Annotated in this window: 17 protein-coding genes; 6 read left to right on the forward strand and 11 right to left on the reverse strand. The window is 69.7% G+C overall.

The window, feature by feature from the left end; genetic code table 11:
• Window positions 1-162 precede the first annotated feature (162 nt).
• Window positions 163-1,734 (forward strand): helix-turn-helix domain-containing protein, encoded by a 1,572-nt coding sequence (locus EV382_RS11975; protein WP_130401641.1) that lies wholly within the window; start codon window positions 163-165, stop codon window positions 1,732-1,734.
• A gap of 15 nt (window positions 1,735-1,749) precedes the next feature.
• On the opposite strand, the gene EV382_RS11980 is transcribed toward EV382_RS11975, so the two are convergent.
• Window positions 1,750-2,760 (reverse strand): aldo/keto reductase, encoded by a 1,011-nt coding sequence (locus EV382_RS11980; protein ID WP_130401642.1) that lies wholly within the window; start codon window positions 2,758-2,760, stop codon window positions 1,750-1,752.
• 112 nt (window positions 2,761-2,872) lie between these two features.
• On the opposite strand from EV382_RS11980, the gene EV382_RS11985 reads away from it, so the two are divergent.
• A complete protein-coding gene (locus EV382_RS11985; protein ID WP_130401643.1) occupies window positions 2,873-3,478 on the forward strand; it encodes a TetR/AcrR family transcriptional regulator in 606 nt (201 codons plus the stop codon).
• A gap of 33 nt (window positions 3,479-3,511) precedes the next feature.
• On the opposite strand, the gene EV382_RS11990 is transcribed toward EV382_RS11985, so the two are convergent.
• The 3 genes from EV382_RS11990 to EV382_RS12000 form a co-directional block, all read right to left on the reverse strand.
• On the reverse strand, window positions 3,512-4,141 hold the full coding sequence (locus EV382_RS11990) for a VOC family protein (protein ID WP_130401644.1): 630 nt from the start codon (window positions 4,139-4,141) through the stop codon (window positions 3,512-3,514).
• Between the two features lie 64 nt (window positions 4,142-4,205).
• Entirely contained in the window at window positions 4,206-5,396 is a 1,191-nt protein-coding gene (locus tag EV382_RS11995) for an MFS transporter (protein ID WP_130401645.1), read from the reverse strand.
• 130 nt (window positions 5,397-5,526) lie between these two features.
• Entirely contained in the window at window positions 5,527-6,411 is an 885-nt protein-coding gene (locus tag EV382_RS12000; RefSeq protein ID WP_130401646.1) for a pyridoxal-phosphate dependent enzyme, read from the reverse strand.
• 119 nt (window positions 6,412-6,530) lie between these two features.
• On the opposite strand from EV382_RS12000, the gene EV382_RS12005 reads away from it, so the two are divergent.
• Window positions 6,531-7,241 carry a DNA alkylation repair protein gene (locus tag EV382_RS12005; protein ID WP_130401647.1) on the forward strand — a complete coding sequence of 237 codons (711 nt, stop codon included), beginning with the start codon at window positions 6,531-6,533 and terminating at the stop codon, window positions 7,239-7,241.
• Here the strand turns inward: EV382_RS12005 and EV382_RS12010 are convergent.
• Window positions 7,238-9,517 carry an LLM class flavin-dependent oxidoreductase gene (locus EV382_RS12010; RefSeq protein WP_130401648.1) on the reverse strand — a complete coding sequence of 760 codons (2,280 nt, stop codon included), beginning with the start codon at window positions 9,515-9,517 and terminating at the stop codon, window positions 7,238-7,240. The two genes, EV382_RS12005 and EV382_RS12010, sit on opposite strands and share 4 nt — an antisense overlap.
• 144 nt (window positions 9,518-9,661) lie before the next feature.
• Here EV382_RS12010 and EV382_RS12015 point away from each other — a divergent pair, with 144 nt between their 5' ends.
• From EV382_RS12015 to EV382_RS12025, 3 genes are all read left to right on the forward strand, one after another.
• Window positions 9,662-10,186 (forward strand): MarR family winged helix-turn-helix transcriptional regulator, encoded by a 525-nt coding sequence (locus EV382_RS12015; RefSeq protein WP_130401649.1) that lies wholly within the window; start codon window positions 9,662-9,664, stop codon window positions 10,184-10,186.
• A 112-nt stretch (window positions 10,187-10,298) separates the two neighbouring features.
• Entirely contained in the window at window positions 10,299-11,234 is a 936-nt protein-coding gene (locus EV382_RS12020) for a hypothetical protein (protein ID WP_130401650.1), read from the forward strand.
• A gap of 250 nt (window positions 11,235-11,484) precedes the next feature.
• Window positions 11,485-13,098, forward strand: coding sequence for a cellulose binding domain-containing protein (locus tag EV382_RS12025; RefSeq protein WP_425271985.1), 1,614 nt, complete (start codon window positions 11,485-11,487; stop codon window positions 13,096-13,098).
• Between the two features lie 72 nt (window positions 13,099-13,170).
• Here EV382_RS12025 and EV382_RS12030 read toward each other — a convergent pair whose 3' ends face one another.
• The 6 genes from EV382_RS12030 to EV382_RS12055 all read right to left on the reverse strand — a co-directional run bounded on the left by EV382_RS12030 (window position 13,171) and on the right by EV382_RS12055 (window position 21,616).
• A complete protein-coding gene (locus tag EV382_RS12030) occupies window positions 13,171-14,214 on the reverse strand; it encodes a LacI family DNA-binding transcriptional regulator (RefSeq protein ID WP_244236641.1) in 1,044 nt (347 codons plus the stop codon).
• Between the two features lie 61 nt (window positions 14,215-14,275).
• Window positions 14,276-16,003: an IlvD/Edd family dehydratase gene (locus EV382_RS12035; protein WP_130401652.1), complete on the reverse strand. Its 1,728-nt coding sequence runs from the start codon at window positions 16,001-16,003 to the stop codon at window positions 14,276-14,278.
• 84 nt (window positions 16,004-16,087) lie between these two features.
• Window positions 16,088-16,972 carry a carbohydrate ABC transporter permease gene (locus tag EV382_RS12040; protein ID WP_130401653.1) on the reverse strand — a complete coding sequence of 295 codons (885 nt, stop codon included), beginning with the start codon at window positions 16,970-16,972 and terminating at the stop codon, window positions 16,088-16,090.
• Window positions 16,972-17,913: a carbohydrate ABC transporter permease gene (locus tag EV382_RS12045; protein ID WP_130401654.1), complete on the reverse strand. Its 942-nt coding sequence runs from the start codon at window positions 17,911-17,913 to the stop codon at window positions 16,972-16,974. Before EV382_RS12045 ends, EV382_RS12040 begins: the two co-directional genes overlap by 1 nt.
• 76 nt (window positions 17,914-17,989) lie before the next feature.
• A complete protein-coding gene (locus tag EV382_RS12050; RefSeq protein ID WP_130401655.1) occupies window positions 17,990-19,330 on the reverse strand; it encodes an ABC transporter substrate-binding protein in 1,341 nt (446 codons plus the stop codon).
• 102 nt (window positions 19,331-19,432) lie between these two features.
• Window positions 19,433-21,616: an alpha/beta hydrolase gene (locus tag EV382_RS12055; protein WP_130401656.1), complete on the reverse strand. Its 2,184-nt coding sequence runs from the start codon at window positions 21,614-21,616 to the stop codon at window positions 19,433-19,435.
• Window positions 21,617-21,735 lie beyond the last annotated feature (119 nt).

A 21,735-nucleotide genomic window follows, 5' to 3' on the forward strand; every position in this document is an offset into this window, starting at 1 on the left:
CACGTGATCGCGCCATTACCGGAACCGAAAACCCGGACGGCGGGCGCGAATCTGCGCACTCCCGCCGGTTCGTCGATCTGGTCGCCCACACCTGCCGCCATGGCTAGGCTCGGTCTCAGGACGGCATTTCGACGCGCCTGGTAACCACCGGGGAGAACGCCATTGTCCGAATCATCCTTCCACGCCGGAATGCCCCCGGCAGACGACATCGACGCCGAGCAACGACGGCACCGGCTGTTCGCCACCGCGGATCAGCTCCGACTCGCCGGGCGCGGGATGGAGGCGCTCCACGCCCTGGCCGCGGAGATCGCCAACGGTCGCGGCGGCGAACGCCACCGCACGCACCTGCTCGGTCGCCTGGCGCAGAGCGTGGCACTGGAGCAGCCGACCATCGCCCTCGCCGGTCTACGGGAGGCGCTGAACCTCCGACTGGACGCCCCCACCCGCAGCACCCTGCTCGCTCTGATCGCCACGATCGCGGCCCGCACCGGCCACCCGGACACCGATGCCCTGCTGCGTGACGCGGGTACCGCGCACGCCGCGTCGGGTGATCAGACGTCCGCTCGCCACCTCGCCCTCGGCCGGGCCGCCCGCTCGCTCGCGCACGGCGACCTGCCGGGCGCCCAGGCCGTGCTGGCGGTCCTGGACCCGGATTCCTGGGCGGCGCGAGCCGACGCCCCGTCCATCCGGGCCGAACGGATCCTGGTGCAGCTCGGCCTGGGCGGGCACCAGGACGCGCGGGCCGCGACCCCCCACGTGCCGGACAGGGCCGTTTCGCTGACCGGGCTGACCGCGCTGGACTGCCTACGCATGGTGGCCGTGGGAGAGCTGCCCGAGGCGGCTGCGTTGGCCGTCACGACGCTCAGCTCCGGCGCGGCAGAGCTCAGCAGGGAGGTTCGTGCCCTCCTGGTCGCGGTGATCGGCGAGGTCCGCTACCGCCGTGGCGAACACGACGACGCGCGCGCCATCCTCCGCGCCTGCCTGGCCGAGGAGCGCTGGCCGGACCGTACGATGTGGACGTTTGCGTTCTGTGTGGCGGTCCGCGACCCCACCCTCAGCGCGCCTGCGGGCCTGCTCACCCGGGTCGTCGCCGACGTGCACCGGTCGGTCCGGCCCCTCCTGCCCGTGCCGCACTTCGGTCCCCGACTGGTACGCGCGGCGGTGGCCGCTGGCGACACCCAGGCCGCCCGGCGGGTGACCGAACTGGTCGAGCTGGTGTCCACCCGTACGCCGGTGCCGTTGTGGCACGCGTTGGCCGACCAGAGCCGAGGGTTGCGCGATGGCGACCCGGACGCGCTCCGGTCGGCGGTCGACCAACTGCGGACGACCGCCGCGCGGCCGGCGCTGGCCGACGCGTTGCTCGACCTCGCGAACTGCGCCCGGGTGCGATCCGCGGAGGCACGCGATGCCGCGTACGAGGCGGCTGCTCTCTACGCCCGGATCGGCGCCCCTGGCGACCAGGCGATCGCCGACCGGCGCTGCGCTGCCCTCACTGCCACCCCGCGCCACCGACCGTCGATGGACGAGCCGCCCCGCATTGGCATCGACGCGCTCACCCCCGCCGAGGAGCGGGTGGCCGAGATGCTCGCCGCCGGCGCCACGAAGAGGGAGGCGGCCAGGAGCCTCTTCGTCTCCTTCCACACCGTGGACAGCCAGCTGCGATCCATCTACCACAAGCTGGGCATCAACAATCGGATGCAGCTGGTACGGGCCTGGGAGCGGACCAGGCGATAGCCGTACCGGTCGGGGTCACTTCTCGCTGTCGAGGGCGGCCATCATCGCGGTCGCGTACCGCTGGCCGGAGGCGGCACCGGCCGGCACGGCACGCTCGATCTCGTCCAACGCGTCCTGGTCGAGCATCAGGTCGACAGCGGCGAGCGACTCGGTCAGCCGGTCCCGTCGCCGCGCCCCGACCAACGGCACGATCTGTTCGCCCTGCGCCGCGACCCAGGCGGTCGCCACCTGGCTCGTGGTCGCCCCGAGCCGCTGGGCGACCCGGCCGAGCGCGTCCACCAGGCGCAGGTTGGCGGCCAGGTGCTCGCCCTGGAACCGTGGGCTGTTCGCCCGGAAGTCCGTGCCGGTCAGCTCGCGGTCGGCCGACCAGTGGCCGCTCAGCAGTCCTCGGGACAGCACCCCGTAGGCGGTCAACCCGATGCCCAGCTCCCGTAGCGCCGGCAGGATGGTGGCCTCCGGGCCGCGGGAGAGCAGCGAGTATTCGATCTGGACGTCGCTGATCGGCGCCACCGCCGCCGCCCGGCGGATGCTGTCCGCGCTCACCTCGGACAGCCCGATGTGCCGGATGTAGCCGGCCTGCTGCATGTCGAGCAGCGCGCCCACGGTCTCCTCGATCGGCACCTGCGGGTTCAGCCGCGACGGCCGGTAGATGTCGATGTGGTCGGTGCCCAGCCGTCGCAGCGAGTAGGCCAGTCGATCCTTCACCGCCGCCGCCGACACGTCGTACGGTGCGGCCTGGAAGCCGCCGTCGGGTGTGCGGCGTGCACCGAACTTCACGCTGAGCACCACCTCGTCCCGGCGACGCTCCCGCAGCACCTGGCCGATCAGCAGCTCGTTGTGGCCCGACCCGTAGAAGTCCGCGGTGTCGATCAGGTTCACCCCGGCGTCGATCGCCGCGTGCAGCGTCGCTCTGCTCTCCGCCTCGTCGGCCGGCCCGTACAGGTCGGACATGCCCATCGCGCCGAGCCCGATGATCGACACCTCCGGACCGGAGACACCCAACCGTCGCCGTCGTAGACCCGTCATGTCCTCGTCTCCTTCGGTCGTCGCGGTGCGTCGTGGTGTCGGGGCACCGCTGTGTACGCTGTGTCCATATAACCATTCAGTAGACAGCGTGTCCATATAACCGGGAGGCCCAGTGGTCGAGCTCACGCCGGACCAGCCGCCAACGCGCCGCGGTCGTGGCCGACGCCCCACCGATCAGGTCCGTGCGGAGATCCTCACGGCCGCCGGCGAACTCCTGCTGGCCGAGGGCATGGCTGGCTTCACCATCGAGAAGGTGGCGGCACACGCCGGTGCCAGCCGGATGACGATCTACAAATGGTGGCCCTCCAAAGGTGCGCTCGCCCTGGACGGCTACTTCACCGTCGTCGCGCCCACCCTGGCCTTCGCCGACACCGGCGACATCGTCGCCGACCTGACCAACCAGCTCGTCGCCTTCGTCCACCTCGTGCGGGACACCACCGCCGGACGGGTCATCAGCCAACTCATCGGACAGGCACAGACCGACCCGGAATTGGCCGCCGCGTACCGCGAGCGCTACTCCGCACCCCGGCGCGCCCTCGCCGTCGACACCATCACCAGGGCCATGGCCCGGGGACAGCTACGCGCCGACATCGACCCGGAATCCGTTGTCGACCAACTCTGGGGCGCCTGCTACCACCGGCTGCTCATCGCCGACCTGCCGCTCACCGAGGACTTCGCCCGCACCCTGGTCGACAACCTCATCCGCGGACTGCGCTGACCGCAGCGGTCAGCGCACGATGCCGCGCGAGGATCACTCGGGCGGCGTGGCCCCCGACTGCTCGCTCACCATGTACGCCGCGTACCAGTCGGGCCAGTTGTCGTCCCGCTCGCCGGTGCGTTTCTCGTGCTCGCCGTGCGCGGCGGCGGCGCGCCGCAGCGCGCTCGCCAGGTCGGTCGCGGAACCGAACGATGTGAGGCCGCCTTCGATGCGCCCGGGAAGCCTGGTCGTGATCTCCTGCACCAACCAGGTGTTGCCGTCCGGGTCGCGCAGCGTGGCGCGGGAGAAGTAGCTGCGCCGCTGCGGATCAGGGCCGGCGACCGGGCCGTCCGGGCTGACGTGGAAGACGTCGCCGACCTCGACACCGGCGTCGACGAGGGTGTCGTGGGCCGCCTCGACGTCGGACACGATCAGGTACGCGGTGGCCGAGCCGGGGGCCGCCGAGGTGAGCCCGGGACCGAACTGTACGGAGCACCCCGAGCCGTGTGGCGTCAGCTGGACGATGCCGGGCGGGGTCTGGTCGAGCCGCCACCCGAGCCGCTGGTAGAACGCCTTCGCCCGGTCGGTATCCGACACCGGGATGACGATCACCTCAAGCTTGACGTCGAGGCCCTCGATGCGCGACGTCGCACTCGCGTCGCCCTGGTCAGCCTTCGGACTCATCGCCGCCCCCTTCCCGATCATCACGCTACTGCCTGCGTCAGTGTTCGACGCCGGCTTTCCGGCATCAGCCCGAGGTCATCCTGGTGGCCCTGCGCAGCCCCAACAGGGCGACCAGGGCGAGGAGGATGACGGCGACGGAGTACTCGTCGGCGGTCTGCGGCAGGCCGCCGGCGTAGACCACGAGGAAGCCGGCGATCACCGTCGGCAGACCGAAGCCGATGTAGCACACGACGTAGAGCACGGACAGCACGCTGGAGCGTTGGTGCGCCTCGACCAGTGGCATGACCGTCTTGAGGCTGCCCTGAAAGCCGCTGCCGAAACCGACGCCCCCGAAGGCGAGGCCGACGAAGATGCCCGGGACGGACTCCGCCATGACCGACACCAACGTGATGATCATGCCCAGGATGAGCGCGATGATCCCGGTCAGGATGACGGTCCGCGCGGCGGTGTTGCGCTGTACCACGACGGCGATCGAGCCGAAGACGGCGAAGACGAAGAGGACCAGTCCGCCGATCACGATCGACGTGTTCATCAGACTGCGGACGAGCGCCGGGCCGAGCGCACCGAAGAACCCGGCCAGTGCCCAGACCGCGAAGAGCACCGGGACGACGACCAGGACCGGCCGACGCACCTCGCGGGGCAGCGCGATGTCCGGCCGCAGGCTGCCTCGGGCGCCGGCCATCGGTGTGACCGTCTCCGGCATCAGCGCGACGCCGACGAGCTGGATCAGCAGGATCACGAGCAGCACGACGTACACCAGCCGCGTCGGGGCGGGCAGGTACTGGATGAGCAGGGCCGAGAGCAGGGCACCGCTTCCGGTGCCGATACCGGGGGCGAGGGAGTTGGCCAGCGTGCCCCGGGCACGGTCGATGTCGAGCATGGCGGCACCCACCGCGCCGGTGGCGGCGCCGGCCGCCAACCCCTGCACGAGGCGGGCGACCAGCAGGGACGCAACGCCGTTGGCGAAGATGAAGACGACCAGCGCCAGTATCTGCACCGCGATCGCGACGGCCAGCACCGGCCGCCGACCGACGTGGTCGGACAACTTGCCGAACGTGAGCAGCGACGCCAGCACCGCGAGCGCGTAGACGGCGAAGATCACCGTGGTCGTGACCGGCGAGAAGTGCCAGCGTTCCTGGTAGACACCGTAGAGCGGGGTCGGGGCCGCCGAGGCCGCCAGGAACGACACGAGGATCGACGCCAACAGCACCAGGGAGACCGTCGGTGAGAGTCGGGCCCGCCCCGCGATAGGCATGTCGGTGCTCCTCGGCTGTGAGAGCGGTCAGCCTGGGCGTTCCGCCGGCCCCCAGGGCCACCGCGGCGTACCCGGTTGGCGCTGACACATGCCAGGTCAGCCCTCGGTGTCCGGGCCACCGCCGACACTCCTACAGCTCGGGGTGGCCGAAGAGGCCCGGCAACCCACCGCTGTGCAGAAAGACGACCCGGTCGCCGTGCGGGAAACTGCCTGCCAGCAGCGCCGCCATCGCCCGACCGGTGTACGTGGGGTCCAGGAAAACCCCCTCCGTACGCGCGGTCACCTCCAACGCCGCCCGGGCGGCGTCGGTGAGCGTGCCGTACCCGGCACCCACCTGGGTGTCGTCGATGCGCAGCGCCTCCGGCGTCACCTCGCCGCCGAGCAGCTCGGCGACGGTCGCCCGAGGATCCGGCAGAGCGCCGACGTTCACGCCGATCACCCGCTGCGCGCCCAACTCCCGTACCAGGCCGGCCATCGTCCCGCCGGAGCCGAGCGCCGCCACGACCTCGACCCCGTCGATGGTCGGCAGTTGGGCCCGCAGCTCCCGACCGCAATCCACATAGCCCTGGATCGACGCCGGTGACGTGCCGCCGAACGGGATGAGGTACGCCGACCGCCGCTCCGCCTCCACCGCCACCACCTCGGCGGGTGGACGGTCGCCGCTCCACACGATCTCCGCACCGGCGATCTCGTCCAGCAGCAGGTTGCCGCGCCTACCCGCCGGGGGCGCACCGGCGAGCACCAGCACGCAGGAGAGGCCGAGCCGCGCGGCGGCGGCCGCGGTGAGCCGGGCATGGTTGCTCTGCGGCGCCCCCGAGGTGATGACCGTGGTGGCGCCGACGGCGATCGCCTGGGCGCAGGTGTACCGCAGCTTGCGGATCTTGTTGCCGCCCCCGCCCAGGCCGCAGAGGTCGTCGCGTTTGAACCAGAGCTCGGCCAACCCCAGCCGGGCGGCGAGCCGGGGCGCGGCCTCCAGCGGCGTCGGCCACGTACCGAGGGGAACGGGTGTGATCATCCGTTCAGCTAAGCACTCCACCGCCCCGTCCTGGACGGTGGACGTGGTTTACACCCCGCAGCGGGCTGGGCGGGCCGGGATCGCCCAGTTCAGCGTTAGGGCCGGTAGCGTGGACGGCCGTGGTCACCAGCGTCGATGTGCGTCAGGAACTCGCCCGCCTCGCCGACCCACGTCGCGCCGAGGCGTCGAGCCGGTTTCTCCAGATGGTCCCCGGCGGCTATGGCGAGGGCGACCGGGCCCTCGGTGTCTCCGTGCCCGACCAACGCAGGGTGGCCGCTCGGTTCTGGCGTGACCTGTCGCTGGCCGAGACGACGGGGCTGCTCATCGACGGCGCGCACGAGGAGCGGTTGACCGCACTGCTCATCCTGGTCCGGAAGTTCGGCACGGGCGACGAGCGGGAACGGGGTCAGATCTTCGGCACCGTCCTGGCCAACACCGGCCGCATCAACAACTGGGACCTGGTGGACTCGTCCGCGCCGTACATCGTCGGCCCGTGGCTGATCGACAGGGACCGCAGCGTCCTGGACCGGTTGGCCGGGTCGAGCCTCGTGTGGGACCGGCGCATCGCCGTCATGGCGACCTTCGCCTTCATCAAGGCCGGTGACTTCGAGTGGACCTTCCGACTCAGCGACCGGCTCCTGCACGACCCACACGACCTGGTCCGCAAGGCGGTGGGCTGGATGCTGCGCGAGGTGGGCAACCGGGACCGAGCGGCGGAGGAGGAGTTCCTCGCCCGCCGCTACCGGGTCATGCCACGGGTCATGCTGCGGTACGCGATCGAGAAGTTCGAACCGCAGCGTCGCCGCGAGTACCTGTCCGGCACCCGCTAGGCGACCGGCCCGGCCGGCGGGATCGGGAAGTTCCGGTTGAAGACGTTGTCCGGGTCGTAGGTGGCCTTGATGGCGCGCAGCCGGCCGAGGGTGGGTTCGGGCCAGGCGTCCAGCAGTCGCGCCGGATCGGTGTCGCTCTCGAAGCTCAGATACAAGCCGTCCAGATGCGCGTACAGCTCGGCCCAGAGCTTGTCGAGGTGGGGCCGGCGGTCCGGGACCGTGGCGGCGAGCACCGAGAAGTTCTGCTCCCGGTGCGGGTAGGCGGTCGCGTCGCGGGCGACGTCGTTGACCGCCCCGCCGACGGACCGGAGCTGCATGATCATCACGTCACCGGAATGGATCATGTTTTCCATGAGGTCGGCCGCCTGCGGAGTGACGTGGTGCAGCAGACCGCTGCGGGTGTCGTGCAGCCCCTGCCCCCGGTGCTGGTCGCCGGGCGGCGCGACGATCGCCGGGTACGGCACGAGTTGCGCCTGCTGGTCGAGGATCGGCCCGATCTCCAGGAACGGGCTCAACGCGGTCTGCGCCGCCTCGACGTCGTCACCGGCGTAGACGAGCGTGACCTGGGCAGCCGGCGGATTGCCGCGCCGGCCCGGAAAGAGGGACAGGAAACTCGTCAGCTCCCGGGGCGCGTCCTCGACGAGCTGGCCCCAACGGCGCAGCAGCGCGGCGGTGTCGGTCGCGTCCGCGACCAGCTGGGCGTAGACGACGTTGTCGACCTCGTACGCCTGCAACTCGAGCGCGGTGACGACACCGAAGTTCCCGCCGGCGCCTCGGACGGCCCAGAACAGGTCGGGGTGGTGTGCGTCGTCGACGCGGAGCAGACGACCATCCACGGTGACGATCTCGGCGGCGACGACGTGGTCGATGGTCAGGCCGTGCTTGCGCGCCAGGTATCCGACGCCGGCCGTGGTGGCGAGACCACCGACGCCCACGTCACCGTAGTCACCGGAGCTCATCGCCAGGCCGTACGGGGCGAGCGCCTGAGCCACCTCGCCCCACCGGGCACCCGGCTCCAGTCGAACCCGACGGGTCGCCCGGTCGAGCACCTTCACCCTGTTCATCCTCGACATGTCGATGACGACTCCCCCGTCGTTCGTCGACCGGCCGCTGATGCCGTGCCCGCCGCTGCGCACCGACAGCGGGACGTTCTGCGTCCGGGCGTACGACACGGCGTCGACCACCTCGGCGGCGTTGCGCGGGCGGATCACCAGGGCCGGCGACCCGTGCCAGCTGTAGCTGTGGCGTACGCGCTCGTACTCCGGATCACCGGGCTCGACGGATCTGGTGGTCAGCGACGCCGGCAGCGCGTCGTAGTCGAGGCCCGGGTGCCGCTGGGCCAGCGCGACGGTGCTGCGGACCGGTCCGGCGTCGACCGCACCACCGGCGCGCTCCTTGGCGACCGCCTCGCGCAGCGCGGGGGCGATCTCCTGCCCGAGGGCCTGGATGAGGCGTGGGTCGTCGCGGCCGATCAGGAAGGTGCTGAACCCCTCCTCCAGGACCAGCGGTAGGAGTTGGTCGACCCACTGCTCGGCCGGGCCCTGGAGGAAACCGCGGTTGCGCGTCGAGAGGTCGACGGTGAACAGGTTGAGCAGCCGCCGGATCTCGCGCGGCTCGCGGCCGGCGGCGATGGCCGCCTCGTCGATGAGCCGGTTGGCGGTCACCCGGTCCGGGGATCGCAGGTACTCCAGCGTCGGGAGCCACCCGTTGGCCTTCTGGCCGGTCAGGGCCAGCATTTTCGGTTGGTACGCGCCGAGCCAGATGTCGATGTCATGTGCCGGCTTCGGGCCGCGCTGCATGCCGGGTACGGGGTAGTACTCCCCGTCGCTCCGCAGCGGCCCCTCCGCGGTGTCGTCCCAGACGCCGCGCAGGACATCGATCGCCTCCCGCAGGGCCGCGACTCCCTGGCCAGCGGTCAGCCGACGGGCGCCCATGCCCTCGATCCCGTCCCAGAACGCGCCGGCACCGAGGCCCAGTTCGAAACGGCCGTGCGACAGCCGGTCCAGGCTCGCCGCCGCCCTGGCCAACACGGCCGGCGGGCGCAGCGGCAGGCTGAGGACGTTTCCCGAGATCCGGAGCCGTTGCGTGCGGGCCGCCACCCAGCTCAGCAGGGTCCAGGTGTCGAGGAACTCCGCGTTGTACGGGTGGTCCTGGAAGGTGACCAGGTCCAGCCCGGCCGCCTCGGTCAGCTCGGCCAGCGCCACCACCTGGTCCGGGTCGTGCACGCTCGGCGTCAGGAACGACCCAAACCGGAGTTCATGTCCGTAGTCCGACATTGCTTCACCATCCACGCAATCGTTTGATCAGCCCATCATGTTCTAGCCCTATCGTTTGTTTGACAACATATCTGTCCAGCCCATCATTCCTGGGCTGCCGCGATGCTGGTCGATGATCACCACGCCGACCACTAGCATCGGGACATGCCCGTGACCGATCCCTGCGAGCTGCCGGCCGACCGCAAGCGCGGCTCGAACTTCGGGTGGTCGCTGGGCATGGTGCTGCGTCGCTGGCAGGAGCACGTCGAGGAGCTGCTGCGGGACCTGCCGCACGGCAGTCGGGGCTACCACATCCTCGCCGTCGTCGTGCACGAGGAGGTGCCCACGCAGGGCGCCCTCGCCGCCCGCCTGGCCATCGACCGCAGCGTCCTGACGTACGTCATCGACGACCTGGAGAACGCCGGGCTCATCGAGCGTCGACGCGACCCCCAGGACCGACGCGCCCGGCGGATCGTGGCCACCGAACGCGGCCGTCGGACGCTCGCCGAGGCCGAGCTGCGGGTCGCCCACATCGAGGACCACGTGCTGGGCGGGCTGCCCGAGGAGCAGCGCGGGGTCTTTCGCGACCTCGCCGCCCGTGCCGCCGAGGCGATCCACGCCGCCGCCCCCGCCACGGACCCCTGCGCGGCGGTGCAGAGCGTCCTCCCGCCGGCCGACCAGACCAGCTGATCATCCGGGCACGGACGGCGGTCGGCGGCACCCCGGCCCTCCCTCCCGCGAGGGAGTGAGGTCCCCTGCCAGCGGGGCCCGTCCCCTGGGGAACGCCGGCAGGATCGGACGTATGACGACATCGGCATCGATCGTCGGGCGGACCGTCCACGGCCTGACGTACGCAGTGCTCGGCTGGGCCGTGGCATACGGGGGCGTGCGTCTGGCGTGGACGGTGGGCGAGGCTCCCGAGTTCGGGCGGCTCGGGCTGGACCTGCTCGGCTTCACCGGTTGGTGGTCGGTGGCGTTGTGTGCGGCCGCGGGCGCGCTGGCGGTCGCCCTGGACCGGGTGACAACCTGGCGGCCGCTCCTCGCCGGGCTCGCCTGGGCGGTCGCTGGAGCGCTCGTCGCGGCGGCGGCGATCCTGCTGCCGGAGTTGGTGGGTTTCCTGCTGTTCACCGTCGGCCCGTACTTCGACCCGACGGCATTCGCCAGCCGGCTCGGTTGTGTCGCCGGAGCGGTCCTGCTCGGTCTGGCCACCGCGCGCTATCAGCGGCGGACCCGGGGGGACTGCCCAGATTGCTGTCGCACGGTCCGACCGGGTACGCGACGCTCGACGCCCGCGCGGTGGGCGCGCTGGGCCGCGTACGCCGCGGTGGGTGGTCTGGTGACCCGCTTCGCGGCCCAGTTCGCGGTGGGTTTCGACGGCGTCGACCAGGACGCCTCCGTGTTCGGGTTGGAGATCGGCCTGGTGCTGGCCGGTGTGCTGTTGCCGTTGGCGTTGGCGCACCACTGGGGTGAGGTCTGGCCCGGGTGGGTGCCGCTGCTCGCCGGCCGCACGATTCCCCGCCTGGTGCTGCTGGTGCCCGGCTTCGGGCTCGGGGCGGGCATCGTGGCCTACTTCGGCATGGGGATGGTCCAGGTGATGTCGGGATCGGACAGCGAGTTCTCCGACGCGTTCCTGTGGGTGGCGATGTCGGCGTACCTCGTCATGGGGCTGGGGCTGGTCGTCGCGTCCACCGATTACCACCTGCGCACTCGCGGACAGTGCGGCACCTGTGACCGGTGACAGCACCTGTGGGACCCGGACCCATCACATTGACAGGAATCGTTGGACGAATTAGCTTTCTGGAGACCAGCACCTGGGAGCGCTCCCAACCCTTCGCCGCCCAACTCTTCCTGAATCTCGCCCGCACAGAGCCCTCCCGAGGCGTGGATACCACCACCATTCCTGGAGGAGACTCGTGAGAAGACCAAGAGTGACCACCGCCGCCCTGGTGTCGGCCAGCGCCGTCCTGCTGGCATCGGCGGGGGTCGCCATGTCGGTACCGGCGGGAGCCGCGGCCATCGGCTGTTCGGTGGACTACAGCGTGTCGTCGCAGTGGCAGGGCGGCTTCGGCGCCAACGTCAGCATCACCAATCACGGTGACGCGGTGACGAGTTGGACGCTGACCTGGAACTACAACGCCGGACAGACCGTCACGCAGGCCTGGAACACCACGCTGACCCAGAGCGGCACCGCCGTCACCGCCAGGAACGTCAGCTACAACGGGAGCATCCCGACCAACGGGACGGTCTCGTTCGGGTTCAACGGCTCGTGGGCCGGCAGCAACCCCGATCCGCTCACCTTCGCGCTCAACGGTGTGGACTGCACCGGCGGCACGACGCCGACCACCCCTCCCACGACCACCCCGCCACCGAACGGGCCGGCGGACGTCACGGTCAACAGCGCGACGACGTACCAGACAGTCGACGGTTTCGGAGCCGCGCAGTCGATCTGGGGTAGCGCCTGGTCGACGACGGACACGCAGACGCTGGTCGGGATGGGCGCCAACCAGTTGGGGTTGTCCATCGTGCGGACCGGCCTGTCGCCGGTCTCCAGCGAGTGGGCGACACATGTGAACTCGTTGAAGACGGCGAAGTCGTACGGGTCGAACGTCAAGATCCTCGCTTCTCCGTGGACCGCGCCGGCGGCGTGGAAGACCAACAACAGCCGGGTCAACGGCGGCAAGCTGAGGACCGACTACTACGACGACTACGCCAACCATCTGAACAGCTACGTCCAGTACATGCGGGGTCAGGGCGTGACCATCGACGTCACCTCGGTGCAGAACGAGCCCGACTGGCACCCCGACTACGACTCGATGGACTGGAGCGGCACCGAGCTACGCACCTTCGTCCGCGACCAGGGCGCCCGGGTGCAGAACACCAAGCTGATGGTCGCCGAGGCGGTGAACCTCAACTACAACTTCACCGATCCGACCCTCAACGACTCGACCGCCCGCAACAACATCGGATACATCGGTGGGCACCTCTACGGCACCGAGGAGTCGGGCCGGCTACGGCCGTACTCCCTGGCGGAGCAGCACAACAAGCCGGTGTGGATGACCGAGTGGAACCTGCACGCCGCCGACGGCGGCGGCTCCAACATCTGGGGCAACCCCGCAAACACGGCGGTCTGGAACGAAACCCTCGACGACATCATGCGCACCGTGCACAAGTCGATGGAGGCCAACTGGAGCGCCTACATCTGGTGGTACGGCAAGCGCTACTACTCCTTCATCGGCGACGGCGAGTCGGCGTACGGCACCGTCGCGGGCGCTCCGCTCAAGCGCGGATACGCCTTCTCCCAGTACGCCAAGTACGTCCGCCCCGGCTACCAGCGGGTCGCCCTGACGAAGAGCTCCAAGGCCTCCCCGCTGGAGGTGACGGCCTATCAGGGAGACGGAAAGATCACCCTGGTGATCCTCAACCGCTCGAACAGCGCGGTCAACAACGCCGTGATCCAGGCCCCGCGCACCGTCAGCCGGGCCGAGCACTACCTCACCTCGCAGAACGCCAACGCCGCCAGCCAACCGACCAGCGTCAACGGCGCTCAGGCCACCATCAACGTCGGCGCACGCAGCATCTCCACCCTCGTCTTCACCCTCTGAGCACCTGAGCGACCGGCGCGGGAGCCCCGGCCACACGCGGGGCTCCCGCCCGGTCGCGCAGCCCGGCCCCGCTCACCTGTCGGTCCGGGTCGGCGGCGCCGTGCTCTGCCGCACCACGAGCGTGGGGACGACCAGCGGCAGGCGCTGCGGCACCGTGTCGTCGATGGCCTGGGTGACGGCCGTGATGGCCCGTCGGCCGACCGCGCCGAAATCCTGCTGGATCGTCGTCAATGGCGGAATGAGGTAGGGCGCCTCGGGGACGTCGTCGAATCCGACGACGGAGACGTCCTGCGGCACCCGCCGCCCGCGCTCGTGCAGTGCGCGCAGCACACCGATGGCCATCTGGTCGTTGGCGGCGAACACCGCCGTGGTCCGGCGCATCGCGCCGATCCGCAACCCGGCGACGTACCCGCTGTGCGCTCTCCAGTCGCCCTCGACCGGCTCCGGCGGGCGCAGGCCCGCCGCACTCATCGCCTGACGCCACCCGTCGAGGCGAGCACGGGCCTCCGCCCAGTTGGGCGGGCCGCTCACGTGCACGATCTCCCGATGTCCGAGGTCGAGCAGGTGTTCGGTGGCCATCCGGGCGCCGAGCACCTGGTCGACGCCGACGGTCACGCTGGCCCGGGACAGGTCGCCCTCCACCACGACGAAGGGGACACTCGAGCGGGTCATCCGCACCACCTCGAGCGCCTCGTCGTTGCCGGCGATCATCACGACGCCCTCCACGCCGACGCGCATGAGGTGTTCGGTGGCGTCGCTGAGCGCCCGTACCGTCACCTCCGACAGGCTCACCGAGGTGGCGAAATAGCCGGCGGCACGGGCCGCGTCCTCGACGCTGCGGTGGATGCTCGTCGGACCGAACAGCGTCCTGGCCGTGCCGATGATGCCGATCATTCCGGACCGACCGCGGACCAACGCGCGGGCGGCGGTGTTGGGACGGTAGTCGAGCCGTCGAATGGCTTCGAGGACCCGCTCCCGGGTCTCGCGCCTGATGCTGGGTGCCCCGTTGATGACCCGGGACACCGTCTGGTGTGACACGCCCGCCAGGCGAGCGACGTCGGCCATCACCGCTGGCCGGTCGGCCGCCGTCACGGCGACCTTTGCGTGGACTCGCACTGGCGGGCCGTCCGTTCTTCCATGGGATCAGTTCCTCGTGGACCTTGTCCGTTCGTGGCCGTCAGTGTGAGTGACGCGGCACCGCGCTGCCGCTGCCACCCACCAGAAAGTCCAGATCCGCGCCGCTGTCGGCCTGTAGGACGTGTTCGCTGTACAGCCGTACCCAACCCCGGTCGGCCACCGGCTTCGGCGGCTGCCAGGCGGCGCGGCGTACCGCGAGTTCCGCATCGTCGACCAGGAGGTCCAGGCGGCGCGTCGCGACATCGACGGAGATCAGGTCGCCGGTGCGCACCAGGGCGAGCGGGCCGCCCACGGACGCCTCCGGCGCCACGTGCAGGACGCAGGTGCCGTAACCGGTGCCGCTCATCCGGGCGTCGGAGATCCGCACCATGTCCGTGATGCCGTCGGCGAGCAGCCGTCGTGGCATGGGGACGTTGCCCACCTCCGGGAAGCCGGGGTAGCCCCGTGGCCCGGCGTTGCGGACGACGATCACCGTGTCGGGGGTGACGGCGAGGTCCGGGTCGTCGGCGGCGACGACGTAGTCCTCGATCCGGTCGAAGACGAGCGCCGGGCCGGTGTGGGTGAGCAGATGGGTGGAGGCGGCGGAGACCTTGAGCACCGCTCCGGACGGTGCGAGGGACCCGCGCAGCACCACGGTGCCCGAGCCGGCGGGCTGGAACGGCTCTTCCATCGTGCCGATGACGTCCCGGTTCCAGCACTGGGCGCCGTCGACGTTCTCCGCCACGCTCCTGCCGCTGACGGTGACGTGGTCCATGTGCAGCAGCGGGGCGAGCTCCTTCATCACCGCCGGAAGGCCGCCCGCGTAGGCGAAGTCCTCCATCAGGTACGTGCCGGACGGCATCAGGTTGACGAGCATCGGCACATCGGCGGTGAGGGTGTCGAAGTCCTCCAGGGACAGGGGAACGCCGAGACGGCCGGCGATCGCCAGCAGGTGCACGACCGCGTTGGTGGAGCCACCGATCGCGGCGTTGACCCGGACGGCGTTCTCGAACGCCTGCCTGGTGAGCACCGAGGACAACCGTTGGTCCTGTTCGACCATGGCGACGATCCGGCGTCCGGCGGCGTGGGCGAGCGCATACCGCCGGGAGTCGACCGCCGGCACGGCGGCCGCCCCCGGCAGCTGCACACCAAGCGCCTCGGTCACACAGGCCATCGTGGAGGCGGTGCCCATGGTCATGCAGTGACCCCGGCTGCGGGACATGCCGACCTCCGCCTCGGAGCAGTCAGCCGCGGTCATCCGACCGGCCCGCATCTCCTCGGTGAAACGCCAGACGACCGTGCCGGAGCCGATGTCCTGGCCGCGGAACTTGCCGTTGAGCATCGGGCCGCCGGTCATCATCAGGGTGGGCAGGTCGACGCTCGCCGCCCCCATCAGCAGGCCGGGGGTGGTCTTGTCGCAGCCGGAGAGGAGGACCACCCCGTCGAGCGGGTTGGCGCGGACCGACTCCTCCAACTCCATCGCCAGCAGGTTGCGGTAGAGCATGGTCGTGGGTCGCATCAGGGGCTCGCCCAGGCTCATCGCCGGAAACTCCAGCGGCAGACCCCCGCTCTCCCACACACCCCGCTTCACCGATTCGGCCAGGTCGCGCAGGTGGGCGTTGCAGGGTGTCAGCTCCGACCAGGTGGTGGCGATGCCGATCACCGGACGACCGTCGAAGACGTCGTCCGCGAACCCCTGGTTGCGCATCCAGGACCGATGGATGAACCCGTTGCGGCCTTCCGCACCGAACCACTGCGCGCTGCGCAGCGGTCGATTCGTCGTCGACATCAGCACACCTCTCTGTCATCCGTCCGGCCGCGTCCTCTGCGGCGATCAGTACGTGGGTGGTGGATTGGCCGGTGGCGCCGGCGGCTACCGGAGACCTCCGACGGAGAGCCCGCCGCGCCAGTGTCGTTGGAGGCTGAAGAACGCGATGATCAGCGGGATCACGGACACCAGGGAGCCCAGGATGATGAGGCTCCACAGCGAGGTGGTCCCCGCGTTGTTCGCGGACGCGATTCCCTGCCAGAGACCGAGACCGACGGTGACCGGGAAGAGCCGGTTGTCGGAGAGCATGGCCAGGGGCAGGAAGTAGTTGTTCCAGGACGCCACAGCCGACAGGAGCAGCACCGTGACCACCGCGGGACGCATCAGCGGAACAGCGATCTGGAGGAACGTCCGCATTTCTCCCGCGCCGTCGACCCGCGCCGCGTCCAGGAGTTCGTCGGGCACCGCGTCGCGCGCGTACACGTGCATCAGGTAGACGCCGAACGGGTTGAGCAGCGACGGGAGGATCACCGCCCACACCGTGTTCGTCAGGCCGAGCCGGGAGAACATGATGAAGGTCGGGATGACCAGCGCGGTGGCGGGCACCATCAGCGCGCCGAGCACCACGGCGAAGCTGAAACGTCGGGCGGCGAAGCGGTACTTGGCGAACCCGTAACCGGCCATGACCGCCAGGACCGTGGCGCCGATGCCGCCGGCGATGGCGTACAGCGTGGAATTGAGAATCCACCGCAGGTAGATGCCACCGTCGTAGGTGAAGAGTTGCCGGAGGTTCCCGAGGTAGTCGATCTGGTCGGTGAACCAGAGGGTGTTACCGCCGCCGAACAGGCCGGGCGCGTCCTTGGAACTGTTGACGATGACCCACCAGAACGGTACGAGGAAGTAGATCACCAGGAAGCCGAGGAGGATCTGCAGAGGGAGGTAGCGCTGCGGTCGGCGGGCGCCTGCGCGGACGCTGGTGTGGTCGGTCATCAGAGGAAGCTCCTCCGCTTGCGGGTGAAGAACAGGAAGGCGTACACGCAGATGAACACGATCCCGCCGAGAGCGAAGGAGATCGCGGACCCGTAGTTGAAGTTGGCGAGCGAGAACGCCTGCTGGTAGGCGTACATGTTGGGGGTGAAGTCCGAGCCGATCGCGCCCGCGGCGAGGTACCGCAGGATCTGCGGCTCGTTGAAGAACTGCAGGGTGCCGATGAGCGAGAAGACCAGGATCAGGATCAGCGCTGGCGCGATCAGCGGGATCTTGATCCGCGTGGCGATCTGCCACCGCCCGGCGCCGTCCATCCGGGCCGCCTCGTAGAGCGTCGGGTCGACGCCCTGCAACGCCGCGTACAGGATGATCATGTAGTAGCCGGCCCACTGCCAGGTCACCACGTTGAGCAACCCGTAGAAGATCAGGTCGCTGCTCAGGAAGTCAGGTGCGGTGGCGCCGAAGAGCCCGAAGATGTCGGTGAGTGGGCCGAAGCCCTTGCTGTAGAGGAACCCCCACATCACCGCGCCGATGACCGTCGGGATCGCGTACGGCAGGAAGATCATGAGGCGGGAGAAGCGGGCGAACAGGGTGGTCACCGAGTCCAGGATGAGCGCCATCGCGAGCGCGATGATGATCTGCACCGGGATCGAGACGAGCGAGAAGCGGATGACGAACCACGCCCCGGACAGGAAGCTCGGGTCGGTGAACGCCTTCACGTAGTTGTCGAAGAGGACGAAGCTGGTGCCGCCGATCAGCTTCTTCTGAAAGAGACTGAGGTACAGCGCGTACAGCAGCGGGGCGATGAGGAACGCCAGGAACACGACCCCGAACGGCCCGACGAAGAGCCATCCCATCAGGTGCTCGCGAAGGTGTACCTTGCCACGGATCTTGCGCGTCTCAGGCTGTGTACGCGCTGCGCGCTTCTCGGTCAGGGATGTCATCTTGGTCTCCGGGACGTGGACGCTGAGGGGGGAGGGTGGGCCGGCCGCCCAGTGCCGACGCGGCCCACCCAGCCGGTCACTGAACGGTGAAGCCTTGTTCCTTGGCGTACTTCGCCACGTCCTCCTGGAGCCGGTCGGCAGCCTGCGCTCCGGTGACGGACCCCTTGATGACCTCGCTGACCTGCTTCTCCATGGCGTCGAGGTAGTACTGGCCGAAGGGGGCGTACTGGACGCCCTTGTAGGCGTCGGCGGCGGGGACGTAGACCTCCTTGTTCGCCTGCTGGCCGTCGAAGAACGCCACCTTCAGGTCGATGAACGCCGGGTCCTTGAGGGCCGTGAGGTTCAGCGGGAAGATGACCTGGTTGGTCCAGCCGTCGGTGAGCGACTCCTTGTCGGCGTAGAGCCCGTAGGCGACCTTCGCCGCCAACTCCGGCTTCTTCGACTGCTTGGTCACCGAGAACGCCGACCCGCCCCAGTTCACCTGCACCGGGTTCGCCGGGTCCCACTGCGGCAGCGGCGCCACCGCGAACTTGCCGGTGTCCTGGCCCTTGCCGACACCCGCGCCGGTGAGGTAGCCGGGTGCCCACGCCGCCGAGATGTACGTCGCGTAGTTGCCGTTGATCACGCCGGAGATGTACTCCGGGGTGAACTGGTTCTCCGTGCCGACCAGGCCCTTCCTGGCCAGGCCACCCCAGTAGTCCAGCACGTCCTTGGACGCCTGGTCGTTGAGCTTGACGCCGATCGACGTCGGCTGCGCCGGATCGAAGCTGAAGGGTGTGGCGCCCTTCTGGATCTGGAGCGCCATCAGCACCGCCGGGACGTTCGCGCCGAAGTCGCCGAAGAGCGGGCCGCCGGCGTCCTTCACCTTCTGCGCGGCCTGCTCGTACTCGGCCCAGGTCTTCGGCGGCGTGATCTTGTACTTGTCGAAGATGTCCTTGCGGTAGATCATGCCCATCGGGCCACCGTCGACCGGGACGCCGTAGACCGCGTCGCCGACCGACACGTCCTTCCAGGCGCCCTCGCTGTAGTTAGCCTTGACCGCGTCGTAGCCGTACTGCTTGATGTCGACGAGCGCGCCCTGGATCTGGAAGGTCGGGATCCGGTCCGCCTCGACCATGATCACGTCGGGTGCGCCGGTGCCCGCCGAGATGGCCGTCTGGAACTTGTCGTACTCGTCACCGCCCTGCCCGACGTTGGTCCAGCAGACCTGCACCTCGTTGTTCTGCTTGTTGAAGTTGTCGACGACGAGCTGGGTGTTGGGGTACCAGCCCCACATCGTCACGACCGGCAGGTCCTTCTTGGTGATGGTGTTCGTGCAGTTGCTCGCGTCGCTGCCACCCTCATCGGAGGAGCAGGCGACGAGGCCGCTGCCCGCCACGAGCATGGCTACCGTGGCGAGTATTCGTCTTCTCTTCATTGAGACTCTTCCCTTCGGGATGGCGGTACACAGCATCCGTACGCTGGCGGGCGCCACCGGGGCAGGAAACCCTGCTCCCGGTGGCGTCGCCGACGACGGCTCCTAGCGCTTGAACAGACGGGGCGCCAGGTCGATGAGGTTCTTCTGCCACACGTCCCAACCGTGCGGCCCGGGGGTGACCCCGTCGAACTCGTAGCGGATACCGAGGTCGTTCAACGTGGTCAGCGATGCCATGAAGCTCGGGTACACGAAGTCGGTCTGGTCACCGACGTACAGGCGCAGCATCGTGGTGCCGTTGTTGATCGCCTCCACGTCGACGCCGGTGCCGCTACCGAAGCCGGCCGAGAACGCCGCGACGTAGGCGAACTCACCCGGGTAGGCCCGCAGCACCCCGAACGCCTGCCCGCCGCCCATCGACAGGCCGGCGAGGGCCTGCTGCGACGGATCGCTGGAGACGTGGTAGCGGGCACGGGCGGTCGGAACGATGTTCTCCCGCAACTCCCGGTTGAAGTTCGAGGAGTTGCCGTTGCCCATCACCACCACCATCGGCGTGAGGTCGCCGTCGAGGAACTGGTGGTCGAGGATCTGCTTGGCGCGGCCCATCTCGACCCAGTCCGTGTAGTTCTGGCCGCCACCGTGCTGCAGGTAGAGGACGGGGTACGGCTGCGCCCGGCCCGGGTCGTACCCCGGTGGGGTCCACACCAGCGCGGTGCGGTCCTGGCCGGCCACCGTGCTGGTATAGGTCATGCTCTCGACCTTCCCGCCCTGCCCGGCGGGCACGTCCGACAGCAGTCGGGCGCCCGGGCCGGGGATGAAGAAGGTGCTCCACATCGGTTCGGTGGTCACCTTCGTCGGGTTGGAGGTGTCCTTGACCGCGACCCGGTCCACAATCAACCGGTAGTAGTAGAACCACGGCTTGAGCGGACCCACTGTCGCCCGCCACCGGTCACCGTCGCGGGTCAGCGGCAGTCGCAGCCAACTGCCGCCCGGCGCGACGTTCGCCCAGACCGTGACGTGCTGAGCGTCCGCGAAGTCGGTGGTCGTCTCGAACGTGACGAACCCGTCCTCGGTGACGAAGGGCGTCGGGGTGGTGCCGGCCGGCGGCGGGGTGAACTCCCGCTTCAGCGGCTGGTGACCGGGGCTCGGCCCGTGATCCTGCACGGGCCGGAACAACCGCGGCAGGAAGTCGACGAGGTTCTCCTGCCAGGTGGTCCAGGTCGCGCCACCGTCCGGGTTGACCCCGTCGAACTCGAACCGGACATCGGCGCGGTCCAGCGCCTTCGTCAGTCGGTAGGTGGTGTTGTGCGCGGGGTCGGTGACGTTACCCGTGTACAGGCGCAGCAGCTTGACGCCGCGGTTGATCGCCTTGGCGTCCTTCCGGTCGATCTCCGGTGCCGACGTGCCCGAGAACCAGCCGACGTAACCGAACTGACCCGCCCTGGTGAGCGCGGCCCGCAGCGCCTGCGCACCGCCGTCGGCCACACCCGCGATCGCCTGGTGCGCCGGGTCGCGAAGGACCCGGTAGTTGTCGGTGACCGCCTTCCGGAGGTCCTTCAACTCCCTGTCGTCGGCGGCGTCGGCGTTGGTGATCACCACCACCATCGGGCTCATCGCGCCCGCGGCCGAGAGGTTGTCGAGGATCTGCTTGGCGCGACCGAGATCGAGCCAGTCGGTGGCGGCGTCACCGGCGCCTGACTGCAGGAGGAGCGTCGGGTACCCCTTCGGACCCTTGGCCGAGTAACCCGGTGGCGTCCAGACCAACGCCGAGCGCTGCGCGTTCCTGGCCCGGTAGGTCAGCGTCTCGACCGTGCCGCCGGTGCCCGACGGCACGTCGACCAGCCACCGTGCCGAGTCACCCGCGACGAGGAACGTGCTCAGGAGCGGGTTCGACGCGACACTGGTGCTGTTCGTCGGGTCCTTGATGGTCAAGGTGTCGTCGGCGGTGAGCTGGTAGGTGTACAGCCCCGGCTCCAACGCGCCGAGAACGCCCGACCACACGTCCCCCCGGCGGGTCAGACCGAACTCCGCCCAGCTGGCGGACGGTCCGAAGTTGCCCTCGACAACGACCTGCGAGACGGTGCCGAGCTGCTCCTGGACGTACGCCGCCGGGACGGCGAACGAGGCGTAGCGGTCCGGGGAGACGTTCAGCCACGGCGTCTCCGCCGCTGCGGGTTGCGGCGCGAGGAGCACCGCCGCCGTGGCGATGACGCCGGCGGTGAACGCCGCCGAGAGTCGCCGGCGTACGCCCAGACGGCGTAAGCGCCCGTGATACTGTCCGGTAGTCACACTCCACTCCTTTCCTGTGCCGGCAGCGGATGCGACCCGACTGACCGGCCAACTCAACGGTGGATCTGGCCGTGTGTCCTGCGTGCACCTCCTTCAGGCTGCTGCTGCCACGGGCGCAC

Origin of the sequence: Micromonospora violae (assembly GCF_004217135.1) — a bacterium.
In the GTDB taxonomy this organism is placed as follows: Bacteria; Actinomycetota; Actinomycetes; order Mycobacteriales; family Micromonosporaceae; genus Micromonospora; species Micromonospora violae.

Bases quoted from the DNA above. Each gene is read 5' to 3' on its own strand.
- EV382_RS11980 (WP_130401642.1), bottom strand. From the start codon at position 2,760: ATGACGGGTCTACGACGGCGACGGTTGGGTGTCTCCGGTCCGGAGGTG.
- EV382_RS11990 (WP_130401644.1), bottom strand. From the start codon at position 4,141: ATGAGTCCGAAGGCTGACCAGGGCGACGCGAGTGCGACGTCGCGCATC.
- EV382_RS11995 (WP_130401645.1), bottom strand. From the start codon at position 5,396: ATGCCTATCGCGGGGCGGGCCCGACTCTCACCGACGGTCTCCCTGGTG.
- EV382_RS12000 (WP_130401646.1), bottom strand. From the start codon at position 6,411: ATGATCACACCCGTTCCCCTCGGTACGTGGCCGACGCCGCTGGAGGCC.
- EV382_RS12010 (WP_130401648.1), bottom strand. From the start codon at position 9,517: ATGTCGGACTACGGACATGAACTCCGGTTTGGGTCGTTCCTGACGCCG.
- EV382_RS12015 (WP_130401649.1), top strand. From the start codon at position 9,662: ATGCCCGTGACCGATCCCTGCGAGCTGCCGGCCGACCGCAAGCGCGGC.
- EV382_RS12020 (WP_130401650.1), top strand. From the start codon at position 10,299: ATGACGACATCGGCATCGATCGTCGGGCGGACCGTCCACGGCCTGACG.
- EV382_RS12025 (WP_425271985.1), top strand. From the start codon at position 11,485: ATGTCGGTACCGGCGGGAGCCGCGGCCATCGGCTGTTCGGTGGACTAC.
- EV382_RS12035 (WP_130401652.1), bottom strand. From the start codon at position 16,003: ATGTCGACGACGAATCGACCGCTGCGCAGCGCGCAGTGGTTCGGTGCG.
- EV382_RS12040 (WP_130401653.1), bottom strand. From the start codon at position 16,972: ATGACCGACCACACCAGCGTCCGCGCAGGCGCCCGCCGACCGCAGCGC.
- EV382_RS12045 (WP_130401654.1), bottom strand. From the start codon at position 17,913: ATGACATCCCTGACCGAGAAGCGCGCAGCGCGTACACAGCCTGAGACG.
- EV382_RS12050 (WP_130401655.1), bottom strand. From the start codon at position 19,330: ATGAAGAGAAGACGAATACTCGCCACGGTAGCCATGCTCGTGGCGGGC.